This is a genomic window from Mesorhizobium sp. dw_380 (genome assembly GCF_018588885.1).
Taxonomy (GTDB): domain Bacteria; phylum Pseudomonadota; class Alphaproteobacteria; order Rhizobiales; family Rhizobiaceae; genus Mesorhizobium.
In genome coordinates, this window is the sequence record NZ_JAFFIW010000002.1 from 194,178 (window position 1) to 215,692 (window position 21,515).

Annotated in this window: 20 protein-coding genes; 12 read left to right on the top strand and 8 right to left on the bottom strand. The window is 63.6% G+C overall.

Annotated elements, in window-relative coordinates; translation table 11 throughout:
* Positions 1-67 precede the first annotated feature (67 nt).
* Positions 68-964, bottom strand: a complete 897-nt coding sequence (locus JT360_RS02555; protein WP_214469917.1) for an NAD-dependent epimerase/dehydratase family protein — start codon at positions 962-964, stop codon at positions 68-70.
* Positions 965-1,084: 120 nt separating this feature from the next.
* Here JT360_RS02555 and JT360_RS02560 point away from each other — a divergent pair, with 120 nt between their 5' ends.
* Positions 1,085-2,023 carry an NAD(P)-dependent oxidoreductase gene (locus JT360_RS02560; protein WP_214469920.1) on the top strand — a complete coding sequence of 313 codons (939 nt, stop codon included), beginning with the start codon at positions 1,085-1,087 and terminating at the stop codon, positions 2,021-2,023.
* A gap of 355 nt (positions 2,024-2,378) precedes the next feature.
* Here the strand turns inward: JT360_RS02560 and JT360_RS02565 are convergent, their stop codons facing one another.
* Entirely contained in the window at positions 2,379-3,176 is a 798-nt protein-coding gene (locus JT360_RS02565; protein ID WP_214469921.1) for a FadR/GntR family transcriptional regulator, read from the bottom strand.
* Between the two features lie 181 nt (positions 3,177-3,357).
* The gene (locus JT360_RS02570; protein WP_214469923.1) at positions 3,358-4,347 is read right to left on the bottom strand and encodes a sugar-binding protein; all 990 of its coding nucleotides are present in this window, start codon (positions 4,345-4,347) and stop codon (positions 3,358-3,360) included.
* A 472-nt stretch (positions 4,348-4,819) separates the two neighbouring features.
* On the opposite strand from JT360_RS02570, the gene JT360_RS02575 reads away from it, so the two are divergent.
* The 11 genes from JT360_RS02575 (at position 4,820) to JT360_RS02625 (ending at position 15,051) form a co-directional block, all read left to right on the top strand.
* Positions 4,820-5,563 carry an ATP-binding cassette domain-containing protein gene (locus JT360_RS02575; RefSeq protein WP_214469924.1) on the top strand — a complete coding sequence of 248 codons (744 nt, stop codon included), beginning with the start codon at positions 4,820-4,822 and terminating at the stop codon, positions 5,561-5,563.
* 58 nt (positions 5,564-5,621) lie between these two features.
* The gene (locus tag JT360_RS02580) at positions 5,622-6,620 is read left to right on the top strand and encodes an ABC transporter permease (protein WP_214469926.1); all 999 of its coding nucleotides are present in this window, start codon (positions 5,622-5,624) and stop codon (positions 6,618-6,620) included.
* A 179-nt stretch (positions 6,621-6,799) separates the two neighbouring features.
* On the top strand, positions 6,800-7,627 hold the full coding sequence (locus tag JT360_RS02585; protein ID WP_214469928.1) for an AraC family transcriptional regulator: 828 nt from the start codon (positions 6,800-6,802) through the stop codon (positions 7,625-7,627).
* Positions 7,628-7,748: 121 nt separating this feature from the next.
* On the top strand, positions 7,749-8,192 hold the full coding sequence (locus JT360_RS02590) for an SRPBCC family protein (protein ID WP_214469929.1): 444 nt from the start codon (positions 7,749-7,751) through the stop codon (positions 8,190-8,192).
* An 11-nt stretch (positions 8,193-8,203) separates the two neighbouring features.
* Entirely contained in the window at positions 8,204-8,998 is a 795-nt protein-coding gene (locus tag JT360_RS02595) for an FAD binding domain-containing protein (protein WP_214469931.1), read from the top strand.
* 112 nt (positions 8,999-9,110) lie between these two features.
* Positions 9,111-9,593 carry a (2Fe-2S)-binding protein gene (locus JT360_RS02600; RefSeq protein ID WP_214469933.1) on the top strand — a complete coding sequence of 161 codons (483 nt, stop codon included), beginning with the start codon at positions 9,111-9,113 and terminating at the stop codon, positions 9,591-9,593.
* 13 nt (positions 9,594-9,606) lie between these two features.
* Positions 9,607-10,974, top strand: a complete 1,368-nt coding sequence (locus tag JT360_RS02605) for a xanthine dehydrogenase family protein molybdopterin-binding subunit (RefSeq protein WP_214469935.1) — start codon at positions 9,607-9,609, stop codon at positions 10,972-10,974.
* A gap of 1 nt (position 10,975) precedes the next feature.
* The gene (locus tag JT360_RS02610) at positions 10,976-11,980 is read left to right on the top strand and encodes a xanthine dehydrogenase family protein molybdopterin-binding subunit (RefSeq protein ID WP_214469937.1); all 1,005 of its coding nucleotides are present in this window, start codon (positions 10,976-10,978) and stop codon (positions 11,978-11,980) included.
* A 1-nt stretch (position 11,981) separates the two neighbouring features.
* A complete protein-coding gene (locus tag JT360_RS02615; RefSeq protein WP_214469939.1) occupies positions 11,982-12,863 on the top strand; it encodes an AAA family ATPase in 882 nt (293 codons plus the stop codon).
* A gap of 182 nt (positions 12,864-13,045) precedes the next feature.
* Entirely contained in the window at positions 13,046-14,164 is a 1,119-nt protein-coding gene (locus JT360_RS02620; protein WP_502845453.1) for a vWA domain-containing protein, read from the top strand.
* Positions 14,164-15,051 (top strand): amidohydrolase family protein, encoded by an 888-nt coding sequence (locus JT360_RS02625; protein WP_214470106.1) that lies wholly within the window; start codon positions 14,164-14,166, stop codon positions 15,049-15,051. Before JT360_RS02620 ends, JT360_RS02625 begins: the two co-directional genes overlap by 1 nt.
* A gap of 15 nt (positions 15,052-15,066) precedes the next feature.
* Here the strand turns inward: JT360_RS02625 and JT360_RS02630 are convergent, their stop codons facing one another.
* From JT360_RS02630 to JT360_RS02650, 5 genes are all read right to left on the bottom strand, one after another.
* Positions 15,067-15,474: a carboxymuconolactone decarboxylase family protein gene (locus JT360_RS02630; RefSeq protein ID WP_214469940.1), complete on the bottom strand. Its 408-nt coding sequence runs from the start codon at positions 15,472-15,474 to the stop codon at positions 15,067-15,069.
* 218 nt (positions 15,475-15,692) lie between these two features.
* Positions 15,693-17,189, bottom strand: coding sequence for a sugar ABC transporter ATP-binding protein (locus tag JT360_RS02635; RefSeq protein WP_214469942.1), 1,497 nt, complete (start codon positions 17,187-17,189; stop codon positions 15,693-15,695).
* Entirely contained in the window at positions 17,189-18,238 is a 1,050-nt protein-coding gene (locus JT360_RS02640) for an SMP-30/gluconolactonase/LRE family protein (RefSeq protein WP_214469945.1), read from the bottom strand. Before JT360_RS02640 ends, JT360_RS02635 begins: the two co-directional genes overlap by 1 nt.
* Positions 18,235-20,358, bottom strand: coding sequence for an ABC transporter permease (locus JT360_RS02645; protein WP_214469946.1), 2,124 nt, complete (start codon positions 20,356-20,358; stop codon positions 18,235-18,237). The genes JT360_RS02640 and JT360_RS02645 overlap by 4 nt, the downstream gene beginning before the upstream one ends.
* Positions 20,359-20,432: 74 nt before the next feature.
* Positions 20,433-21,458 (bottom strand): sugar ABC transporter substrate-binding protein, encoded by a 1,026-nt coding sequence (locus JT360_RS02650; protein ID WP_214469948.1) that lies wholly within the window; start codon positions 21,456-21,458, stop codon positions 20,433-20,435.
* Positions 21,459-21,515 lie beyond the last annotated feature (57 nt).

Genomic DNA, 21,515 nt, shown 5'->3' on the forward strand with positions numbered 1-21,515 from the left:
GCACCAGCGAACGGTTGGGGTGCAAAGCGCGTCGCTATGCACAGCCCAACTCCGTTTGCCCGCTCGCTCAGGTCGTCTTTACATATTTACGCCAGCTATGCTCCGGGCGAAAACCGAGCATGTCCCGCGCCTTACGGTTCGACAGCAAAGTCTCGTATTCGCCGAGTTCGGCCTTGACCGGCACGTTGGGATAGAAGCGCTTCAAGAGTTCCGCCGTCGGCAGGTCCGACGAGGTGTCGTCATTGGCGGCGTTGAACACCTGGTAGCCCAGACCGTCCTTTTCGATGGCGCGCAGCGTGATCTGGCCAAGGTCGCGCGCATCGACATAGCTCCAGGCAATGCGCTTGCGGAAACCCGGGTCGGCGAACCATTTCGGGAACAGGGAATACTCATGCGGCTCGATGACGTTGCCGATGCGCAATGCATAGATGTCGGTGCCATTGCGCTGCGCGAAGGCACGCGCCGTCTTCTCGTTGACGATCTTCGACAGCGCATAGCTGTCCATCGGGTCGACGTCATACTCCTCGTCGAGCGGGAAATATTTGGGATCGCGCGGCTCGTTGGCGAACACCAGGCCATAAGTCGTCTCGCTGGAGGCGACGATCACCTTGCGGATGCCGAGCTTCACCGCGGCCTCGATGACATTGTAGGTGCCCATCGCATTGATGCGGAACACCTCGTTGTCGGGCGTGATCATGATGCGCGGGATGGCAGCGAAATGCACCACCGCATCCACCGGCTGCGGGCGCAGCGACGGGTCGAATTCGTGCAGGCCCATATAGCTCGACAGCGCGTTGAACACCTGCCCGCTGTCGGTGATATCGGTGATCAGCGTGCGCACCTTGGGATTGTCGAGCGGCTTGGTGTCGATGTTGAGCACCTGGCAGCCCTGCTCCACCAGATATTGCACGACATGGCGCCCAGCTTTGCCGCTGCCGCCGGTGAACATGATCCGCTTCGTCATTCTGGTCTCCATAACAGGCTCTGGAATTCCCGTGTATTGTCAGACAATATTGCTTTCTGCAACCGCATATGGCTAAAACGGCGGCGACATTATCGATAATCCCGAAATAGGACTGATAACATGAACACGACTGCCGCGCGCGAAACGATCGGCTTCATCGGCCTTGGCCTGATGGGACACGGGATCGCCAAGAACATCGTCGACAAGGGCTATCCCCTGACATTCCTTGGCCGCAAGAACCGCAAACCGGCGGAAGACCTTCTTGGTCGTGGCGCCAAGGAGGCGGCGACCTCACGCGATGTCGCGGCGGCATCTGGTATCGTCTTCATCTGCGTCACCGGTTCGCGCGAAGTGGAAGCCATCATCCGCGGCCCCGGCGGCCTCAAGGAAGGCTTGAAAAAAGGCTCGGTCGTCATCGATTGCTCGACCTCGGACCCGGTCTCCACCGTGGCGCTCGCGGCCGAGCTCAACGCGCTCGGGATCGACTATGTCGACGCGCCGCTGAGCCGCACCCCCAAAGAAGCTTGGGAAGGCACGCTCGACGCCATGGTCGGTGCGCCCGACGCCGTCTTTGCCAGGGTGAAGCCGGTGATCGAAACCTGGGCTGGCCGCATTGTGCACATTGGCGACACCGGCGACGGCCACCGCATGAAACTGCTCAACAATTTCATCTCGCTGGGCTATGCCGCCATCTATTCCGAGGCGCTTGCCCTGGCCGAAAAGGTCGGCATCTCGCCGCCGCGCTTCGACAGCGTCATCCGCAACGGCCGCATGGACTGCGGCTTCTACCAGACTTTCATGCGCTGGACGCTGGAAGGCGATCGTGACGCCCACAAATTCACCATCGCCAACGCCTTCAAGGACCTGACCTATCTGGAATCGATGGCGGGCGCCGCCGGCATCGCCAACCCGCTCGGCAATGCCACCAAGAATTCATTCGCCGGCGCTCATGCCACCGGCCCGGCCGAACAGTTCGTGCCGATGCTGGCCACCCATATCGGCAAGGTGAACGGCGTCGACCTGATGCCGATGAAGGACGGCAAGAAGCAGACGATTTGAAACGCACCCGCCGATGGTTTCGCCAATTGGCAACGTACGGACGCCAGCATCGCGGCCAGCCCCTTCTCCCCGTCACTATACGGGGAGAAGTGCCCGGCAGGGCGATGAGGGGCAGCGCCGGCGTTAGGAGGTGATTGAGCAGGCACGGCCTGTTCAATCGGTCCCGCCCGCGAACCGGATAGATAGGTAACAGCACGGGTTGGTGCATGGTCCCGCATCATCAGCGCCCGTCGGCGCCGCCCCTCATTGTCCTGCCGGACATTTCTCCCCGTATAGTGACGGGGAGAAAGACGCTCTCGCCGATGGTTTCGCCAATCATCGTCGTTGCAAGAAAGGCGCAGCCCTTAGGATAAAACTACCGCCGCCGGCTTCCGATCCCCTCATCGGTGTCGGCGAGCAGCTTGTGCACGGCGTTGCGCGCCGCCGCCGGGCGCTGCAGGCGAATGCTTTTCTCGATCGCTTCGTGAAGTTTCTGTGCCCGCCGCTGATCGGCGACCTGCCGCGTGGTGAAGACGAAGAGATGGTCGAGTGCGGACTCGATCAGCACGCCAAGCGGCACCAGCAGGTCGTTGCCCGAGGCGCGCAGGATGGCGAGGTGAAAGCGCGTGTCGGCGCGGATGCGTTCCGGCAGGTTCGCCGCCTCGCCCATCTCGCGGCAGGCGAGGCTGATCTCGGCCATCTGCTCGTCGCTGCGCCGTATGGCGGCAAAGGCGCACGCTTCCGGTTCGATGATGTGGCGGAACTCCTGCACGGTGCGCAGGAACGCTTCGCGGTCGGGTGCGGTCGCGTACCAGGCAAGTACGTCGCGGTCGAGCAGGTTCCAGCGCTCCTTCGGCTCGACCCAGCTGCCGATCTTGGGGCGTGATGCCAAAAGGCTCTTGGCCATCAGCATCTTGATCGCCTCGCGCACCGCCGAGCGGCTGACATTGAAGGTCTCGGCCCATTTGGCCTCGTTGGGCAGGATACTGCCGGGCGGATAGTCGCCGCGCACGATCCTGAGGCCAATTTCGCTGGCGAGCGAGGCATGGACGCTTGACCCGGGAAAGTGCGCCGCGTCCGCCCTTCGCACGACCGCCGGAGCGCGGTTGGCCGGATCGCGCTTGGCTTGCGCCTTGGCCCGGCTGGCTTGTTTCTTTGCCTTCTCGACGGGCATCCATGTTCCAATTGGTTCGGCCGTCCGTCGCCCGGATTGATCCGGACCTGAGTGCCGATCCCGCTGCCGAAATTCAAACTCCGGACGCGTCAAAGCTGGAGCCAATTGCCCCGGCTACCGCGTCTTCTCGAAGATTCGATGGAACGGGGCGCCCGCTGCCGAGCGCCCCGAAATCACGAGCCTACTTCTGGATGCAGGTGTCGACCGTGTCCTTGGTGCATTCGTCGAGGCCGGTGAACACCGGATCCGCGACCTTCTTGCCTTCGACCAGGTCGATCATCACCGACGGCGCCTTGTAGCCCATTTCGAAAGGCCGCTGGCCGACCAGCGCGGTGACAAGGCCATCCCTGGCGATCGCCACCTCGTCGCCGATCGTGTCGGCGGCGCCGACGACGAAGTCGTTCTTGGCCAGCCGGTCCTTCAGCGGGCCGAACAAGTCGCGATAGGGCTGCGGCGCGCCGAACAGCGGCCAGCCGCCCATGATGCCGAACGCATCGAGCTTGGGATTGGCGGCGAGGATGTCGGTCATCGCCTGCACGCCCTTGGCGCCGTCGTCATTGGTGAACACCGGGCAGCCGGCGACTTCCGTCCAGCCACCTTCGCCGGCAAGTGCCGCGAGCCCATCCTTGCCCGACAGCGCGTCACGCATGCCTTGCGCGCGGCGCAGGATATTGTCCGCCGCCGGATTGCCCTCGATCGTGCAGATCGTGCCGCCTTTCGGCTTGGCCTTCTTGATGTATTCGCCGATCTTCTTGCCCATCAGATAGTTGTCGGTGCCGAGATAGGTCTTGCGAAGTGCTGCGTCCTCCTTGGCAAGGTCGGCGTCGACGGTCATGATCGGGATCGTCGGATTGGCGCTCTTGATGGTCTGCGCGATCAGCGGCGCGTTGGACGGCGAAATCGCCATCGCCACCGTGTCGGGCTTGCTCAGCATGTCCTGCACGATCTGCGCTTCACCGGCCTCATCCGAGGTCGATGCCGGGCCCGTGTAGAAGCATGCATATTCCGAGCTGGCGTTTTCCTTGTTCCACTTCTCGCAACCCTGATGGATGGCCTCGAAGAATGGATTGTCGAGACCTTTCACCACGATGACGAGTTGTTTCTTGGCCAAAGCCGGCCCAGCGCCAAGCGCCATCATGGCGACGGCGGCGAGCAGAAGTGATTTCCTCATGTCAGTCCTCCCTTGAAACAAACGGACACGGCGTGCCCGCCACACAAACCAGCCCGGTGCGGGACGACAGAGGATCGTTATGCGAGCGCTCTTGACGTCGGGCCAGGCCGATAAGCATTTCCAGATGCGGCTTCGGATCCGGCTCACACACACAGGTGCCTCCGGAGCGTCGACCGATAAACCTCCGCCGAATTCCACTCGGCGAACCGCCAGTGGGGATCGGCATAATCTCCTCCGACGCTTAGCTAATATCGGCTCGCCGCCAACGTCAATGCTATTTGTCCTACAAAACTGATTTTTAGAATAATAAGGCTCTAATACATCCGACAATTGATTGACGCGCGCCGGCTTTTGCGTAAAAGAACGCTGACGCTGCTTCCGGGAGGAGCCGGGAAGAGCGAGGCCAAAGCAGCGCCGGCATTAACGCCGGGAACAGCGGCAGGGTCGTAAGGCACAGGGAGGCAAAAGGCTGGTGGCGGTTCTCGAACTCACCAATATCTCTAAGCATTTCGGCGCCATCCAGGCCGTCAACGACGTGTCGCTGTCGATCGAGCCAGGCCAGGTCGTCGGCCTGATGGGCGACAATGGTGCCGGCAAGTCGACGCTGGTCAAGATGATCGCCGGCAACTTCCCGCCCAGCCACGGCACCATGAAGATGGACGACAGGGAGTTGATCCTGCACAAGCCGGCGGAAGCCCGCCAACACGGCATCGAGATCGTCCATCAGGACCTGGCGCTTTGCAACAATCTGACCGCGGCGGCGAATGTCTATCTCGGCCGCGAATTGCGCCGCGGCGTCGGTCCGTTCCGCATCCTCGACTATGCCACGATGTACAAGCGCGCCGGCCAGCTCTTCGCCGAGTTGAAGTCCGAAACCCGACCGCGCGATCTCGTCAAGCAGATGTCGGGCGGCCAGCGCCAGGCGGTAGCGATCGCTCGCACCATGCTGTCGCAGGCCAAGATCGTGCTGATGGACGAGCCGACCGCGGCGATCTCGGTCAGGCAGGTCGCCGAAGTGCTGAACCTGATCCGCCATCTGCGCGATCAGGGCATCGCTGTCGTGCTGATCAGCCATCGCATGCCCGACGTCTTCGACGTCGCCGATCGCGTCATCGTCATGCGACGCGGCAGGAAGGTGGCCGACAAGAAGATCGCCTTGAGCTCGCCCGAGGAAGTCACCGGGCTGATCACCGGCGCCATAGAGCAGGTCTCGTGAGCGCGGCTAACCCGGATTTCACCAGGCTGGCTCGCATCGCCGGCAGGAAAGGTCGATAATGGCAGTCACCCTTGACCAGACGATCGCACAGAAACAGCACACCTTGCTGTCGCGCCTGTTCTCCAGCCAGACCTTCTGGGTGGTGATCGCCGTCATCCTGGCCTGTATTTTCCTGTCGTTCGCCACCGACGCCTTCGCCACGTCGAAGAACCTCTACAATATCACCCGCAACATCACCTTCGTCGCCATCGTCGCGCTCGGCATGACCTTCGTCATCATCACCGGCGGCATCGACCTGTCGGTCGGCTCGGTGCTGTGCCTGTGCTCAATGGTGCTGGCCGTCACCATGCATGCGGGGTTTTCGATCGAGGTCGGCATCCTGGCCACCATCGCCACCGCGCTCGTCATTGGCGGTTTCAACGGCATATTGATCGCCTATCTCGGCTTCCCGCCCTTCGTGGTGACGCTCGGCATGCTGTCGATTGCCCGCAGCCTTGCCATGGTCGCCTCCAACAACACCGTTGTCTTCCAGTTTGGGCCTGACCACGACAAGCTGCTGGCGCTCGGCGGCGGCGCCTGGGTCTTCGGCATCGCCAATCCGGTGCTCTACATGATCCTGCTGGCGCTGATCACCGGTTTCACCCTGCGCTGGACCAAGTTCGGCCGCCATATCTTCGCCATTGGCGGCAATGAGCACGCGGCGACGCTGACCGGCGTGCCCGTGCGTCAGATCAAGGTCGCCGTCTACATGATCTCGGCGCTGTCGGCGGGCATTGCCGGCATCATACAGACCGGATGGCTGGGTGCGGTCACCACCAATCTCGGCACCGGCATGGAACTGCAGGTGATCGCGGCCACCGTCATCGGCGGCGCCAATCTGGCCGGCGGCGTCGGCACCGCTTTCGGTGCCATTGTCGGTGCGGCCCTCATCGAGGTGATCCGCAACAGTCTCGGCCTGCTCGGCATCAACGCGTTTTGGCAAGGTACATTCATCGGCGGCGCCATCCTGATGGCGGTGCTGTTCGACCGCATCCGCAACTTCCGCCGCAGCGACTGAGAGCCTGATCGCCGCCGAAGCGCTGTTCGTTCCGGTTCCTATCGGTCAGTCTGAAAATCGGCCGAAGTGGCGCCTCGCAGGCACCGGCCAAGAGCCGATGCCTTGACGGAACCTGGAAACGGGCCGCACAATCCCCATGCAGGCGAAGGGAGGCCAGTCGCCTGCGGGAGGATATACCCATGACGGAAGCGATCAGGCTCTACTGGGGCCGGTTCGGACATGTTTCTGTCCTGAATGTCGCAAGCGACTTCGTCACCCATGCCCATGTCGAGGCACACCTGATCATCTGGCTTGAAGGCACGGCCGGCGAGATGACCATCGGCCGCGAGACGGTCCGGCTTGGGCCCTGCACCGCCGCCGGCATCAATTCTTTCCAGCCGCACAGCCACGTGCTGTCGCACAACGGCAGGCCAGGCCTGTTCCTCGCCTTCTACATCGATCCAGACTGGGCCCGCCGTCGGCGCGACCTGCCCTCGTCGGCGCCGCTGTTTTCGCAGGCGGCAATCACGCTGGAGCCCTGGCTGCACCAGGCCGCCGCCAGCCTGCTCGACCATCTGACCGACAATGAAAGCGTCGACGACGTCGCCAATTACGAGATCGAGCGCTTCATCGACAGTGTGCTCGATGCCGCCGACGCATCGGCGCCGCACGAGGCGCGCGCCCGCATCAACACCATGCAGGATTTCCGTGTCCGCAAGGCGATCCAGCTGATGAAGGCCAATATCTGCGAACGCATCTCCTTCGACGATGTTGCGCGCAGCGTCGGCCTGTCGCGGCCGCATTTCTTCGCTCTGTTCAAGGAACAGACCAATCTGACGCCCAACGTCTACTGGAACACGCTGCGCATGGAAGAAGCGGTGCGGCAGCTGCAGTGGTCGCAGGAGCCGCTGATTTCGGTCGCCTGCAATCTCGGTTTCACCACGCAAGGCAATTTCTCGCGCTTCTTCCGCGACCATGTCGGCGTCCCGCCGACGCTCTACCGCGAGGCCGCGCGGGCAACGGCCTGAGGGCCGTCTTGTCGATCTCGCTTTTTCAGACTCCTTGATACGCGCTCAAGACGCTTTGATAAGCGTCGCCCGAACCAGCGCCCTACCCTTGCCGCAACGATCATCCGCAAGGGAACATCATATGGCCAAGGTCACCATCTCCAGCGTCATCGATGCGCCTGTCGAAAAGGTCTGGGCGCGCATACGCGACTTCAACGGCCTGCCGGGCTGGCATCCCCGCATGGTCGAAAGCCATATCGAGGACGGCAAGGACGCCACCACGATCGGCTGCGTCCGCAACTTCCAGCTCGCCAGCGGCGCGCGGCTGCGCGAAAAACTGCTCGATTTCTCAGATGACGATTTCCTCGTCAGCTATTCCATCCTGGAAACGCCGCAGCCGCTCACCAATCACAAGGCAACGCTGCATCTCAGGCGCGTCACCGATGGCGACCGCACCTACGCCGAATGGACCGCCAGCTTCGACGCCGCCCCAGAGGACGCCGACAAGCTGGCCGAGGGCATGGGCGCCAACGTCTTCCAGGGCGGTTTCAACGCCCTGAAGAGCCATTTCGCCGGCCAGAGCTGAAGGAACGGGCCATGGCGCTGGCACTGCACACTTTCGCAACGGTGAAGGACGCCAACGCGGCGCTGAAGGCGGCCGGCACCCGCTATCTCGGTGGTGGCACGCTGGTTATCCGCGCTGCCAATGAAGGCGACGTCTCGGTCTCCGGCCTTATCAGGTCGATCGACCCGGCCCTGTCGGCTATTGCGATTGCCGGCGGCAAGGTCAGTATCGGCGCTTCCGTGACCATGGCGGCGATCGCCCGCCATCCTGAGCTCGGCATCCTCGCCAAGGCCGCGCGCGCCGTCGGTGGTCCGGCGGTCCGCAACATGGCGACCGTCGGCGGCAATCTGTTTGCGCCGGCGCCCTATGGCGACTTCGCGGTCGCCTTGCTGGCGCTCGATGCCATGGTCGGCACCGATGACGGTGAATTGCCCATAGAAACCTTCCTGGCCGGGCGGGACGGCAGCCGTGCCATCGTCACCTCGGTCAGTTTCACGCCTCCAAAGGCTGATGGCTTCCGCTTCCTAAAAGTGTCGCGGGTCAAGCCCAAGGGCGTCTCGGTGCTCAGCATCGCCGCCGTTCTGGGGCAAGCCGCCGACGGCACCGTCTCCTCGGCGCGGATCGCGCTCGGCTGCATGGCGGACCGGCCGATGCGCGCCAAGACGGCGGAGAAGGCGCTGCTTGGCCGAAGCCTGACCAAGGACGGCATCGCACCGGCCCTGGCCGCCGCAGGCGAAGGCACCTCGCCCATCACCGATCCGATCGCCACCGCCTGGTACCGCAACGAAGTTCTGCCGGTCCATCTCGGCCGGCTGCTGCTCAGCTAATGCTTGTCGCCCAAAAGTGCGAAGCGGTTTTGGGAGAACGACAAGCACAAAAATAAGTCCGTCGGGGGCGCGCGCCTGTCCAATCCATCGGGCAGGCGCGCAAGGAGGAAACATGGCGAAAGTCCCGGTTCAATTCACGCTCAACGGCTCTGAAAAGGCCGAATTCATCGACAGCGGCACGACGCTGCTCAACGCCTTGCGCGACAAAATCGGTGACACCTCGCCGAAAGGCGGCTGCCATCAGGGCACTTGCGGCGCCTGCTCCGTCATCATCGACGGCGAGCTCCGTCTCTCCTGTCTGACGCTCGCCGAAACCTGCGATGGCGCGGCCATCACCACGACATTGGGCCTCGCCGAAGGCGGCGTGATGCATCCCCTGCAGCGCGCCTTTCTCGACACCTTCGCCACGCAATGCGGCTTCTGCACCCCGGGCATGATCATGGCGGCCAAGGTGCTGCTCGACCACACGCCCAACCCCAGCCGCGACGAGGTTATCGAGGCTCTGTCGGGCAACATCTGCCGCTGCACCGGCTACGAGCCGATCATCCAGGCGGTGCTGCGGGCGGCCCGCGCCAATTCGCAGAATGCGGCCTGAGGGGACCAGAAGAATGGAACTGCGCAAGAACTATTTCGCCGATGTCCGCAAGGACGATCTGCACGAGATCGGCCAGCCGAGGCCACGTTCGGATTCGCCCGGCCATGTCACCGGCAAGACCGCCTACTTCGCCGACCGCAGCTTTCCCGGCATGCTGCACCTGAAGATGGTGCGCAGCCCGCACCACCACGCCCGCATCCGCTCGATCGACACATCGGAGGCCGAAAAACATCCAGGCGTAGTGCGAGTGCTGACCGCCAAGGATGTGCCGCACAATGTCTACACCATCCTGATCCTGATCCAGATCGGGCCGGAGGACGAGACCGTGCTGGCCGATGGCAAGGTGCGCTGGAAGGGCGAGGCCGTGGTGGCGGTGCTGGCCGAGACCGAACGCGCCGCGCAAGAGGCCGCCGCCAAGGTTAGGATCGACTACGAGGTGCTGCCGGCCGTCTTCGACATGGAAGAAGCGCTGAAGCCCGGCGCGCCGCTGGTCAACGAATATCATGGCCAGAACTATTACCTCTATGACAGCGGCGAATGCCGCAAGGTGCGCTTCGGCGATGTCGAGGCGGGCTTCGCCGGCGCCGACCACATACTGGAACAGAGCTACCAGTCCTCGCCGATCGAGCATGCGCCGACCGAGACCACTGGCTGCGTGGTGGCGCCCGAGGGCAATGACCGCTTCACCTGCTACACCAACACGCAGGCGATGTTCTTCACCCTCGACAACACCTCGATCATCCTGCAGATGCCGGGCAGCAAGCTGCACTTCGTCGGCGGCACCGTCGGCGGCGGTTTTGGCGGCAAGGTCGATGTCATCGTCGAGCCGATCGCCATCCTCGGCGCAAAACTAACCGGACGACCGGTCTGTTTTATCTACAGCCGCGAAGAGGAGATGCAGATCTCCTCGCCCCGCGCCGCCGAAAAGGTCGTCATCAAGGACGGCGTCATGACGGATGGCCGCATCGTTGCGCGCAAAGTCACCGGCTACACCGACGCCGGCGCCTATTCGCGCCACTCCCCCTATGGCGCACAGAAGGGTGCGGGGCATTATCCCGGGCCCTACACCATCCCCAATGTCTGGATCGACACCTACTGCGTCTACACCAACCGCACGCCGTCCTCGGCCATGCGCGGCTTCGGCGTCACCATCGGCGACTTCGCCCTGGAGGTGCAGATGGACAAGCTGGCGCGGCTGATCGGCATGGATCCGCTCGAATTCCGCTTCATCAACGCCTATCGCGACGGCGACATGAAGGCGCATCGCCAACCGACGGAGGGGGCAGCACTTATCGAATGCATGCAGGAAGCATCGCGCGTCGCCAACTGGCCGGTGGCGGAGAAATACATGGCGATGTCCTCCTACGCGAAGGGAGCTTGAGATGGCGATCCGGCGCGGACGCGGCGTCGCCGCGATCAATTATCCCACGGGCATGAACCTCGGCGGCGACCCGACCCAGGCGCTGGTGCATTCGACACCGACCGGCAATTTCATGGTGACGCTGTCGTCGGTCGATCTTGGCCAGGGCATGAAGCAGATCATGGCGCAGATCTGCGCCGAGACGATCGGCGTGCCGACCGACCGCGTCGTCGTCGACACCGCCGACACCGACACGGGCCCGCACTGCATGGGCACCTTCGCCTCGCGCGGCACGCACCGTGCCGGCAATGCCGTCATCCAGGCCGCCAGGGAAGCCCGCCAGGTGATGCTGGAAGTGGCGGCGGAAGAGCTGGAAGTGAATGCGTCGGACCTCGAGACCGACGGCCAGGGCAACATCCTCGTCAAAGGCGCGCCGCAGAAATCGATCTCGATCTTCGACGTCGCGCTGTCGGCGCATTTCAAGCGTGGCCGCTCGATCTCCGGTCGCGGTATGTTCCTGATCCCGCGCTCTTATCCGGAGAAAGAAACCGGCGCGATGAAGCCGTCGACCTGCTACGCCCATGCCTGCACCGTGGCCGAGGTCGAGGTCGATGACGAGACCGGCGAGGTCACCGTGCTGACGGTGAAGAACGTCTTCGAGATCGGCCGCGCGCTGAATCCGAAAATGGTCGAGCAGCAGCTCGTCGGCGGCTCATGGATGGGCATCAGCCACGCGCTCTACGAAACGACCGAGCCCTATTATCCCAACCGCGACCATGGCGGCACCGACTTCAATCAGTATCTGATGCCCGGGCCCGGCGACCTCGCTGAGACCAAGATCATCGTTCTGGAGCGTCCTTCCGCCGATGGCCCCTATGGCGCCAAAGGACCGGGCGAAATGTGCGCGAACCCGCAAATCCCGGCGGTCGCCAATGCCGTCTTCGACGCGGTCGGCGTGCGCATCGACACGCTGCCGATCACGCCGGAGCGCATCCTGCGCGCGCTCAAGGCGCAAGCGGCGAACTGACATGCCTGAGGTGAACGCCGAGACATCAGCGACCTCGCCGGAGGCGGTGGCCGAGCGGCTGGCCGCCTCGCGCTATCTGGCCGATGACAGCCTTGCGACAGCGATCTTCCTGGCGATCCGGTTGGGCAAGCCGCTGCTGCTCGAAGGCGCGCCGGGCGTCGGCAAGACGGAAGCGGCCAAGGCGATCGCCGAATTGCTCGGCCGCGACCTGGTGCGGCTGCAATGCTATGAAGGCATCGACGCCGCGCACGCGCTCTACGAGTGGAACTACCAGCGCCAGTTGCTCGCCATCCGCCACGCCGGCGAGCACGAGATCGACATCTATGACGACCGCTTCCTGATCGCCCGCCCGCTGCTGCAGGTGCTGAAGGCGCCCGAACAGCGGGTGCTGCTGGTCGACGAGATCGATCGTTCCGACCATGAGTTCGAGGCGCTGCTGCTGGAATTCCTCTCCGATTTCCAGATCAGCATTCCCGAGCGCGGCACCATCCGCGCCGCAGCACAGCCGATCGTCATCCTGACCTCGAACCGCACCCGCGAACTTGCCGAAGCATTGCGCCGCCGCTGCGTCTACCACTGGATCGGCTATCCCGACGCCGAGCGCGAAGCCGCCATCATCATGCTGCGCGCCGGCGACGTCGCGCAGGCCACCGCCCGCGCCGTGGCGGCAGCGGTGCAGACCATTCGTGCCCGCCCGCTCGCCAAGCCGCCCGGTATCGCCGAAGCAGTCGAATGGGCCAATGCCGCGACCATTCTCGAAAAGGGCGGCAGCCCGTGGCCGGAAGCCTTCCGCCGCGCCATCGGCGTGCTGATCAAGGACGAGGAGGACCTCTCCTACATCGTACCGGAGCTCGGCCGCATCGTCGAGGAGGCGCTGGCGTGACGCGTGACGTCAACGACCCCTTCTCCCCGTTCACGGGGAGAAGGTGCCCCGAAGGGGCGGATGAGGGGCAGCGCCATGATTGGCAAAAGGCGGCGCCGCCCCTCACCTGCCTGCCGGCATCAGGGGTCGAGCCGCTTGTCTCGACCCGTCCTTCGGACCCCCGTAAACGGGGCGAGGAGAGCTTGCCTTGCGCCGCCCAACCGTTGCTCGGCTTCGCCCGGCTGCTGCGCCGCTACGGCTTCGCCGTCGCACCCGAACAAGTCTCCAGCTTCATGCAGGCGGTGACGTTGCTCGGCCCACGCTCGATGGCCGACATCCGCGAGGCGGCGCTTGCCACGCTGGCGCCGCCGCCCGACCGCCACGACGAATTCGAGGCGCATTTCCAGAGCCACTTCTATGGCAATACTTCAGCCGTGGTCGAAGGCGACGCCGATGAGGAGACCCGCATCAAGGACGACGGTGGCAAGGACGACCAGCGGGTCGAGGCCGAGCACAAGCAGGAAGGCGGCGAACTGTCCTCGGCCCTGGAGCAGTTGAGCACGCGGGATTTCCAGCACGACGACGGCAGGCTGACCGCTTTTCAACGCAAGCTCTCTTCCGCCCTGCCCGCCCGCCGCTCCTTCCGCACCGTGCGCACCCATTCGCGCGGCAAGCTCGATTTGCGCCGTTCGCTCAGCGAAATCGTCAGCGCCGATGGCGATATCCCCTCGCCGCTGCTGCGCCGACGCCAGACCGTGCCGCGCAAGCTGCTGCTGCTGATCGATGTCTCCGGCTCGATGAAGCTGCACACGGCGGACTATCTCAAGCTGGCGCATGCCGCAGTGCAGGGTGCTGACCGCGCCGAAATCTTCACTTTCGGCACAAGGCTGACCCGCATCACCACGGCATTGCGCATCCGCGACCGCAACCAGGCGCTGGCGCGTGCGGCCGCCCAGGTCGATGATTGGGACGGCGGCACCCGAATGGGGCCGACACTGCTCGCTTTCCTCTCGGTGCCGCGCTTCTCGGCCTTCGCGCGCGGTGCCGCCATCGTCATCCTCTCCGACGCGCTGGAGCGCGGCAACCATGCAGAACTGGAGACGGCGATGCGCCGGCTGAGCGCCCGCGCCTTCCGGCTGTCGTTGGCCACACCTTTGGCCGGCGATCCGCGCTTCCGCCCGGCAACGGCGGCACTCCGCGCCATCCTGCCTGACCTCGACGACCTGGTCGACGGCTCATCAGTGAAAAGCCTGACCGATTTCATCCTGTCGCTCGCCCGCCCCGCCCCGGCGGCCGAGACCATCTGGAGGAGGGTGTCGTGATGCAGAAAGCCATCGACGCGCATTTCCACATCTGGCGCCAACAGGACCAGCCCTGGCTGGTCGGGCCGATGGTGCCGCGCATCTTCGGGCCCTACGAGCCGATCCGCCGCGATTACCCGATCGAGGAATTCCTGGCCGACCAAAAGGGTTCCGGCGTCGAGAAGGCCGTCTATGTCCAGACCAACTGGGCCAGGGAGGATTTCGAGAAGGAAGTCGCCTTCCTGCAGAAGACCGCGGACGAGACCGGCTGGCCGCACGCCATCGTTGGCTATGCCGACATGACGGTGGACGATGTCAGGCCGCAGATCGGCCGGCTGATGAAATACAGACTGCTGCGCGGCGTGCGCATGCAGTTGCACTGGCACGAGACCCCGGCCTTCCGCTTCGCCGCCTCGGCCGACCAGGTCATCGACCCCAAAGTGCGCGCCAATGTGGCGCGGCTCAAGGACTACGGCCTGTCCTTCGACCTGCAGCTCTTTCCCGCCCAGATGAAGGACGGGCTGACGCTGGTCGGCGAGAACCCGCAAACCAACTTCATCCTCACTCATGCCGGTATGCTGACCGGCATGGAGCCCGAAACCACCGAAGCCTGGAAGGCCGGCCTGCGCACGCTCTCGGCCGCGCCCAATCTCTACGCCAAGCTGTCTGGCCTCGGCACCTTCCTCCACCGCAACGATCCCCTGCTGATCGCCTATATCGTCGATAACGCGATCGATATTCTTGGGGCCGACCACCTGATGTTCGGCTCGAACTTTCCGATCGAGAAATTGTGGACCAGCCACGCCGAACTGATCAAGGCGCACCGCGATGCGGTGGCGAAACACGGCGCGGTCGCAGAGGCGGAGATCTTCTGGAACACGGCGCAGAAGGTGTATCGGCCGGTCTAACGCACGTCGTTCCCCTCACTTCACCTCGAACTGCGGATCGACCGGGATCTGCATCGCCGTCACCAGATGGTTGGTCTGGCCGGCGAGCCCGATGATCGAGACAAGTTCGCCATGCTGTGCCTCGGTCATGCCCTTGGCCCGTGCCGCCGCCGTGTGTGAGTGGACGCAGTAGGAGCAGCCATTGGCGGTCGAGACAGCGATGTAGATCATTTCCTTGGTCAGCGGATCGATGGCGCTGTCGGCAACCATCACCACCTTCAGCTGTGCCCAGATCCGCTTCAGCGATACGGGATCATTGGCCAGCCCGCGCCAGAAATTGTTGACGAAATCGGATTTGCGCGTCGCCCTGATATCATCGAATACCGCCTTCACCGCCGGGATATTCTCCACCTCGGCATCGCTAAGAAGTTTTGTGGTGGCCATGGTGTTTCCTTTCATTCGGATCGTCGCGTGAATTGGATCAGGTGTTGAGCAATCGCGGCCAATCCATTCGCCTGATTCACTTTTTCGGCGGCGACGCTGAGATTCAGGTCAGGCCGAGTCGAAAATGGTGGCCTCCGAGAACCGGAGCGGAGCGTACTGAAGTACGTGAGCACCGGAAGCGCAGGAAGCCGCCATTTGCAGGCCGGCCTCACCTGAATCTAATGCACGGCCGCGTACATGATCTTCTCCTCCGTGGCTTCCGCCGGCGAAAACTCTTCGACGATGCGGCCTTGCCGGCAGACCAGGATGCGGTCGGACAGGTTCATGATCTCAGGCAGGTAGGACGATATGACGACCACGGCCAGGCCCTCGTCGGCCAACCGGTTGATGATCTGGTGGATCTCGGCGATGGCGCCGACATCGACGCCGCGCGTCGGCTCGTCGAAGATGACGATGCGCGGCTGCTGCACCAGCCCCTTGCCGATCACCACCTTCTGCTGGTTGCCGCCTGAGAGCTCGACGACACGTGCATTGTCGTTGATTGCCTTGATGTTGAGCGTCTTCGTCCACTCCGCTGACAGCGCCCGCATTTCCTGCGCGTTGATCACCCATGCCTTGTCACGGCCGGCCGCCAGCAGCCCGCCGAACAGGTTCTCGGCAATGCCCATCGTCTCGAAGATGCCTTCGCTCTTGCGGTCCTCGGTGACATAGACGATGCCGTCGGCCACCGCTTCGCTCGGCACGAGGTAGCGCACGGGCTTGTCGTCTAGCTCGATGGCACCGCCGCGCAAAAAGTCGCGCTTGTAGATGCCGGAGACGATCTTGAACGTCTCGGTGCGGCCCGAGCCGATCAGCCCGAACACGCCGGTGATCTGCCCCTCGAAGATCGAGAAGGAATTGTTGCGCACGACATTGCTCATCGAGATGTCTTGCACCGACAGCACCTTCTTGCCGGCCTTGCGCAGCTTGGCCTCGTCGCGCTGGCGATAGATCTGTCCCGACAAGGTGCGCCCGACCATGGCAGCGACAATTCTGTCGCGGTCGAAGGCTGACGTGTCGTCGGTGACCACCAGTTCGCCGTCGCGCAAAATGGTGATGCGGTCGGCAATGGCAAGCGCCTCTTCCAGCGCGTGGCTGATGAAGACGATCGACACGCCGCTCGCCTTCAGCCGCCGGATCAGCGCGAAGAAGTGCCGCTTCTCCTCCGGCGTCAGCGTCGCCGTCGGCTCGTCGAAGATGATGATCTCGGCATTGTGGTGGACGGCGCGCGCGATCTCGACCATCTGCCGCTTGGCCGCCCCCAGCGTCGCCACCATGGCGTTCGGATCGACCGGGAAGTTCAGCGACTGCAGGAATTGTTGGGCCGAGATGTAGGTGCCGCGCAGCCGGTTGAGGAATTTTTCGGTGCCGAGATAAAGGTTCTGCGCCACCGTCATTGACGGCACCAGGCTGGTTTCCTGGAACACCATGGCAATGCCGGCCTCGAGCGCTGCATGTGGCGAGGCGTAGGCGATCTCTTGGCCCTTGTGGAACATCTTGCCCGAAGTGGCATCGACAACGCCGGCGATGATCTTGGTCAGCGTTGACTTTCCCGCGCCGTTCTCGCCGAGCAACGCGTGGACCTCGCCCTTGCGCAGTTCGAAGCTGACATTCTTCACCGCCGGCACGCCGCGATAATTTTTGGTGACGTTTTCGAGACGGACGATCGGTTCCATCAAAAACCTCCCGCGTCGACAGCCAGCACGCAGTCGCCACCCCTTGAGGCGATGAACAGCCGGCCGTCCTCTTCCGTTACGCTGCAGATGCCATGACGTGTGCCGTTGGCGCGGCTGTGCAGGCTGAATTGCGGTTGCATCCCTTGGTCGAGCTTGACCACCAGCCCATAGGAACGGCTCGGCGACCACGGCTTGTGGATGCCCATGGTGCGGATGCCACCGCATTGCAGCGGCTCGAGGAAGCTGCGGTTAGAGGCCAGCGCCGGCGCAATCCAATAGGGCGGCGGCACCTGGTCGATCATGTCCTGACGATAGTGGGTTTCCTGCAGCACGAATTCGATCAGCCGGTTGCGCGGTGCGAACAAGCTCAGCCATGCGCCGCCATCGGCGGATGGCGACAGGCGGGAGGGATAGCCGGGCAGATGTGTCAGCACCGTCGAGCGGTTGCCGGTCGCGCCATCGAGGCGGATGAGCTGATGCCGCCAGCTTTCACTGACCAGAACATGACCGCCGACGGGAAGCAGCCCATAGGGGAAAGCGAGATCGCCGGCCACTTTGCGGAAGTCGCCGCCGGCCGCGGCCCGTTTCCAAAGCGAACCGGAGGCGCCCTTTTTCATCAGATCGACGGCCCATTGTGACGCCAAGTGCTCCGTCGAACCATTGGCCAGCCACAGCGTGCCGTCCTCGGCATAGGCAAGCGCGGTGATGCAGCTGACACCAGCCGGCAGCGAAACCTCCTTGCCTGATATCAGCAGCTTGCCGCTTTCAAGCGCCACCGTCAGGTCCCCCGATGGCGACAGAGCCGACGCCGTGATCGGGGACGGAAAGGTCTCCACCACCTTGGGCTCGGTTTCGGCAGCAATCGAAAGGACTGTATTGCCGCCGGAGACGAGCAGCCTGTCACCGGAGACCAGCAGATTGTCCGGCTCGGTCAGTTCGGCAAACGCCGGCGCATCGTCCAGCCGCGTGTTGGGCCGGAAGGCGCCATCGAGCGGCGGGATGGTCACCGCCTTGCCGCGAAACATGTCCAGGATCGGATCGAGGATCATGGCTGCGCTCCCCAATAGGAAGCGGGGCTGGTCCAGTTCGGGTCGGCTCCCGCGATCTTGTACCGCCCGATGCGGTTGTTGAGGATGCCGCCGACGAAGAGATATCCCTTGTGCTCGCGCATCGAGGTGACCATCGGATGCGCGCCGCCCGTGAGGTCGCCCATCGCCTCAACGATGCCGCCCTTCTCGTTGAATTTCACCACGCCGCCCGTGTTGATGTTGGGGAACAGCCATTCGTCCTGCGGCAGGCGCCGCGTCATGCGCTTGCGCATGTCGGGATGGCGCAGCGACAGGTCGAAGCTTGGCGTGCGCATGCCGAGCCACGCCATCCAGTAATTGCCGTCCGACGCCCGGTTGATGTTGTCGGGATATCCAGGCATGTCGCGGATGACGCATTCGGCGGTGCCGGCCTTCGGCCCTTCCAGCCAGTAGCGATGCACGCGGCAGGCCCAGCTTTCGGCAAAGAACAGCGACTTGCCGTCATGCGCCACGCACACACCGTTGGTGTAGCGGTAGCCGTCGAGCAGCGTCCTGGTCGAACCATCCTTCGGGTCGTAGACCAGCAGGCGGCCGGTGGCGCGGTTCTCGATCGAATCCAGCGCCCAGTCATGGGCGTCATAGCGCTTGGTTGAATCCGTGAAATAGATGCGGCCGTCAGGTGCGATGTCGCAGTCATTGGGGTCGCGCAGCCGCGCATCGTCGACGATCGAGGTCCAGGAGCGCGACGTCTCGGCCGACAGGCGTTTCACTTCCCGCTCCGGCGACACGGAATAGAGTCCCATGGCGCCGACGCAGCTGATCAAATTGCCTACCTTGTCGAAGGCCAGGCCCAGCGGAAAGCCGCCAATATGGGCAAACACTTCCGATCTGAGATAATCCGGTGCGAAGAAACGGACGATCTCGCCATGGCGCGTTCCGCAATAGAGATTGTCGTCGCGGTCGATGATGACGTCCTCGGGTCCTTCCAGCTCGCCGAGCCCGATATGGTCGGCGGCCGACAGCCGGTTGTCGAGTTCGTATGATGTGCCCGAGCCGGGGACCGCCGACTGCGTTTGGCCCATCTTGAGATAGACCGGCGCGACATAGACTTCGTTCAGCACCTTATGGCGGTTCTTCAGCCAGCGGATGTCGATGGTGACGGCCACCGCCAGCATGATACCGAGCACCATCTGGTTGGTGCCGGTGCCGTAGCCCAGCCGGATCAGGCCGTTGGTCATGGTCAAGACGATGATGGCGCCCATCAGCCCCTTGATCACCGAGCCGCGACCGCCGCCGAGGCTGACGCCGCCGACCACCGCCGCCGTCAGCGCCATGATCTCGAGGTTGAGGCCGGTGCCCGGCCCTGCCCCGCTCAGCCGGCAGGCGATGAGGAAACCGCCGATCGAGGCGCAGAAGCCGGAAAAGACATAGGTCATGAACACCGTGCGGCGCACGCGGATGCCGGCATTGTGCGCCGAGCGCCTGGAGCCGCCGACCGCCAGCACATGCCAGCCGGGCCGCGAACGTGTCAGCGCGACATGGGTGACGATGGCCAGGATGATCGCCAGCCACACCGAGACAGACAGCCCCCAGAAGGTGCTGTCGCCGATGAAGTCGAGCACATCCGAGGTGGCGGTCGAAAGCTGCACATCGGCTGCATAGGTGGTGACCAGGATGTCGAACAGCGCCCGCCCGAAAATGAAGGTCACCAGCGTGGTGAGGAAGGCGCGCAGGCGGAGATAGCCGACGAGATAACCGTTGATGGCACCGAAGACGAGGCCGGTGGCGAGCGATGCGGCCAGCGCCAGCCAGATCGACTGTTCGAGGATGAAGAAGACATAGACGGCGGAAAAGCAGGACAGCGCGAAGATCGAGCCGACCGAGAGATCAATGCCGCCGCCCAGCATCACCACGGTCATGCCGGTGACCACCATGGAGAACTCGCCGAGCTGGCGGGTCGATTCCTGCAGCGAGGTCAGCCTGAAGAAACCCGGAATGACCGAGCCGAACACGCCGAGCGTTGCCACCAGCGCCAGGAACGGAATGGCGTTATCGGTCCAGCGTTTGGTCAGGATCTCGCCGACCAGATGGTCGGGCACGAGATTGTAGCGCCAGGACTGGAGGCGTTCGCGAAAGGACATTGGCTGCTGCTGCTCAAGAGAAAGAGGTGGCCGAACTGATCCGGCCACCTCGGGATTCTATTCGACGGCGTGGCTTACTTCGCCGCCGCTTCGGCCTGCAGTGCCTTCAGATCCCAGCAGCTGTCGGGCTTGAGGTCGGCCTTGGTCGTCGCCTTCTCCAGCGTGTAGATGAAGGTGTGCGAGGTGCCGGCCGGCTGGCCGCTCTGCAGCAGGAACTTGATGATGGCGTTCATGTCGCCCGACTGGCGGGCAAGTTCAGTCATCACCACGGCGCCGTAAGTACCGTCCTGCAGCTTGTCGCAATCGGCCGCCTTCTCGCCGCCACCGGTGGTGACCAGAAACACCTTGCCGTCGAGCTTGGCGTCGCGGATCGCTGCCGATGCGCCGGTGGCATCACCATCCCAGAAGTCGATGATCGAGCAGATATCCGAGTTCTGCTGCAGCATCGTCGTCGTCACATTGCGTGAGGTCGTCGCATCCCAGTTGGAGTCCGGCTTGGCCACGACCTTGAAGTCGGGATGCTTGTCCAGCACCTTCATGATGCCGGCATACTGATAAAGGCTGGAAGAGTTCGCCTGGTCGCCCTGCACCAGCCCGATCTTCTTTGACGAATTCTCGCCACAGCCCTTGATCGCCGCTTCGGCCTCGAGCTGGCCAAGCCGGTCCCAGTCGCTGCCGACAAAGGCATCGGCCGGGAAGTTGGCCGGATTGTCGACCAAAAGCACATAGGTGCCGGCGGCCTGCGCCTTCTTCATCAGCTTGGAATAGGAGTTGAGGTCCGGTGCGTGGATGATCAGCACGTCAGGCCTGGTGTCGGATGAAATGGCGTCAGTGATCGCCTGCGCGCCGGCATCGACGACCCAGTTCGGATCGCGCGTCTCGAAAGTGCCGCCCCAGGCCTCGACTTCCTTCTTCAAATAGTGCGCCCAGCCCTGCGCCAGGTCGAAGCCCATCGCCAGCGGCACCAGCATGACGCGCTTTCCCTTCAGCGCCTGCGCATAGGCGGCCGGGCCGGGATCGTCGGCGGCGAAGGTCGGCGCCACGAAGGCGGTAACGGCAAGCGCCGTTGCCGCGGCCATCAGTGTCTTGATCAGTTTCATGTCACATCCTCTGGTTTGGTCGTTGTTATCAGCGGCCGGCCCCAACCGTCCGCTTCC

What these genes read in the sequence shown, in the direction of transcription:
- JT360_RS02570 (WP_214469923.1), bottom strand. Translation starts at nt 4,347, where the DNA reads ATGAGGAAATCACTTCTGCTCGCCGCCGTCGCCATGATGGCGCTTGGC.
- JT360_RS02585 (WP_214469928.1), top strand. Translation starts at nt 6,800, where the DNA reads ATGACGGAAGCGATCAGGCTCTACTGGGGCCGGTTCGGACATGTTTCT.
- JT360_RS02615 (WP_214469939.1), top strand. Translation starts at nt 11,982, where the DNA reads ATGCCTGAGGTGAACGCCGAGACATCAGCGACCTCGCCGGAGGCGGTG.
- JT360_RS02635 (WP_214469942.1), bottom strand. Translation starts at nt 17,189, where the DNA reads ATGGAACCGATCGTCCGTCTCGAAAACGTCACCAAAAATTATCGCGGC.
- JT360_RS02590 (WP_214469929.1), top strand. Translation starts at nt 7,749, where the DNA reads ATGGCCAAGGTCACCATCTCCAGCGTCATCGATGCGCCTGTCGAAAAG.
- JT360_RS02625 (WP_214470106.1), top strand. Translation starts at nt 14,164, where the DNA reads ATGCAGAAAGCCATCGACGCGCATTTCCACATCTGGCGCCAACAGGAC.
- JT360_RS02650 (WP_214469948.1), bottom strand. Translation starts at nt 21,458, where the DNA reads ATGAAACTGATCAAGACACTGATGGCCGCGGCAACGGCGCTTGCCGTT.
- JT360_RS02580 (WP_214469926.1), top strand. Translation starts at nt 5,622, where the DNA reads ATGGCAGTCACCCTTGACCAGACGATCGCACAGAAACAGCACACCTTG.
- JT360_RS02645 (WP_214469946.1), bottom strand. Translation starts at nt 20,358, where the DNA reads ATGTCCTTTCGCGAACGCCTCCAGTCCTGGCGCTACAATCTCGTGCCC.
- JT360_RS02560 (WP_214469920.1), top strand. Translation starts at nt 1,085, where the DNA reads ATGAACACGACTGCCGCGCGCGAAACGATCGGCTTCATCGGCCTTGGC.
- JT360_RS02565 (WP_214469921.1), bottom strand. Translation starts at nt 3,176, where the DNA reads ATGCCCGTCGAGAAGGCAAAGAAACAAGCCAGCCGGGCCAAGGCGCAA.
- JT360_RS02630 (WP_214469940.1), bottom strand. Translation starts at nt 15,474, where the DNA reads ATGGCCACCACAAAACTTCTTAGCGATGCCGAGGTGGAGAATATCCCG.
- JT360_RS02595 (WP_214469931.1), top strand. Translation starts at nt 8,204, where the DNA reads ATGGCGCTGGCACTGCACACTTTCGCAACGGTGAAGGACGCCAACGCG.
- JT360_RS02605 (WP_214469935.1), top strand. Translation starts at nt 9,607, where the DNA reads ATGGAACTGCGCAAGAACTATTTCGCCGATGTCCGCAAGGACGATCTG.
- JT360_RS02600 (WP_214469933.1), top strand. Translation starts at nt 9,111, where the DNA reads ATGGCGAAAGTCCCGGTTCAATTCACGCTCAACGGCTCTGAAAAGGCC.
- JT360_RS02610 (WP_214469937.1), top strand. Translation starts at nt 10,976, where the DNA reads ATGGCGATCCGGCGCGGACGCGGCGTCGCCGCGATCAATTATCCCACG.
- JT360_RS02640 (WP_214469945.1), bottom strand. Translation starts at nt 18,238, where the DNA reads ATGATCCTCGATCCGATCCTGGACATGTTTCGCGGCAAGGCGGTGACC.
- JT360_RS02555 (WP_214469917.1), bottom strand. Translation starts at nt 964, where the DNA reads ATGACGAAGCGGATCATGTTCACCGGCGGCAGCGGCAAAGCTGGGCGC.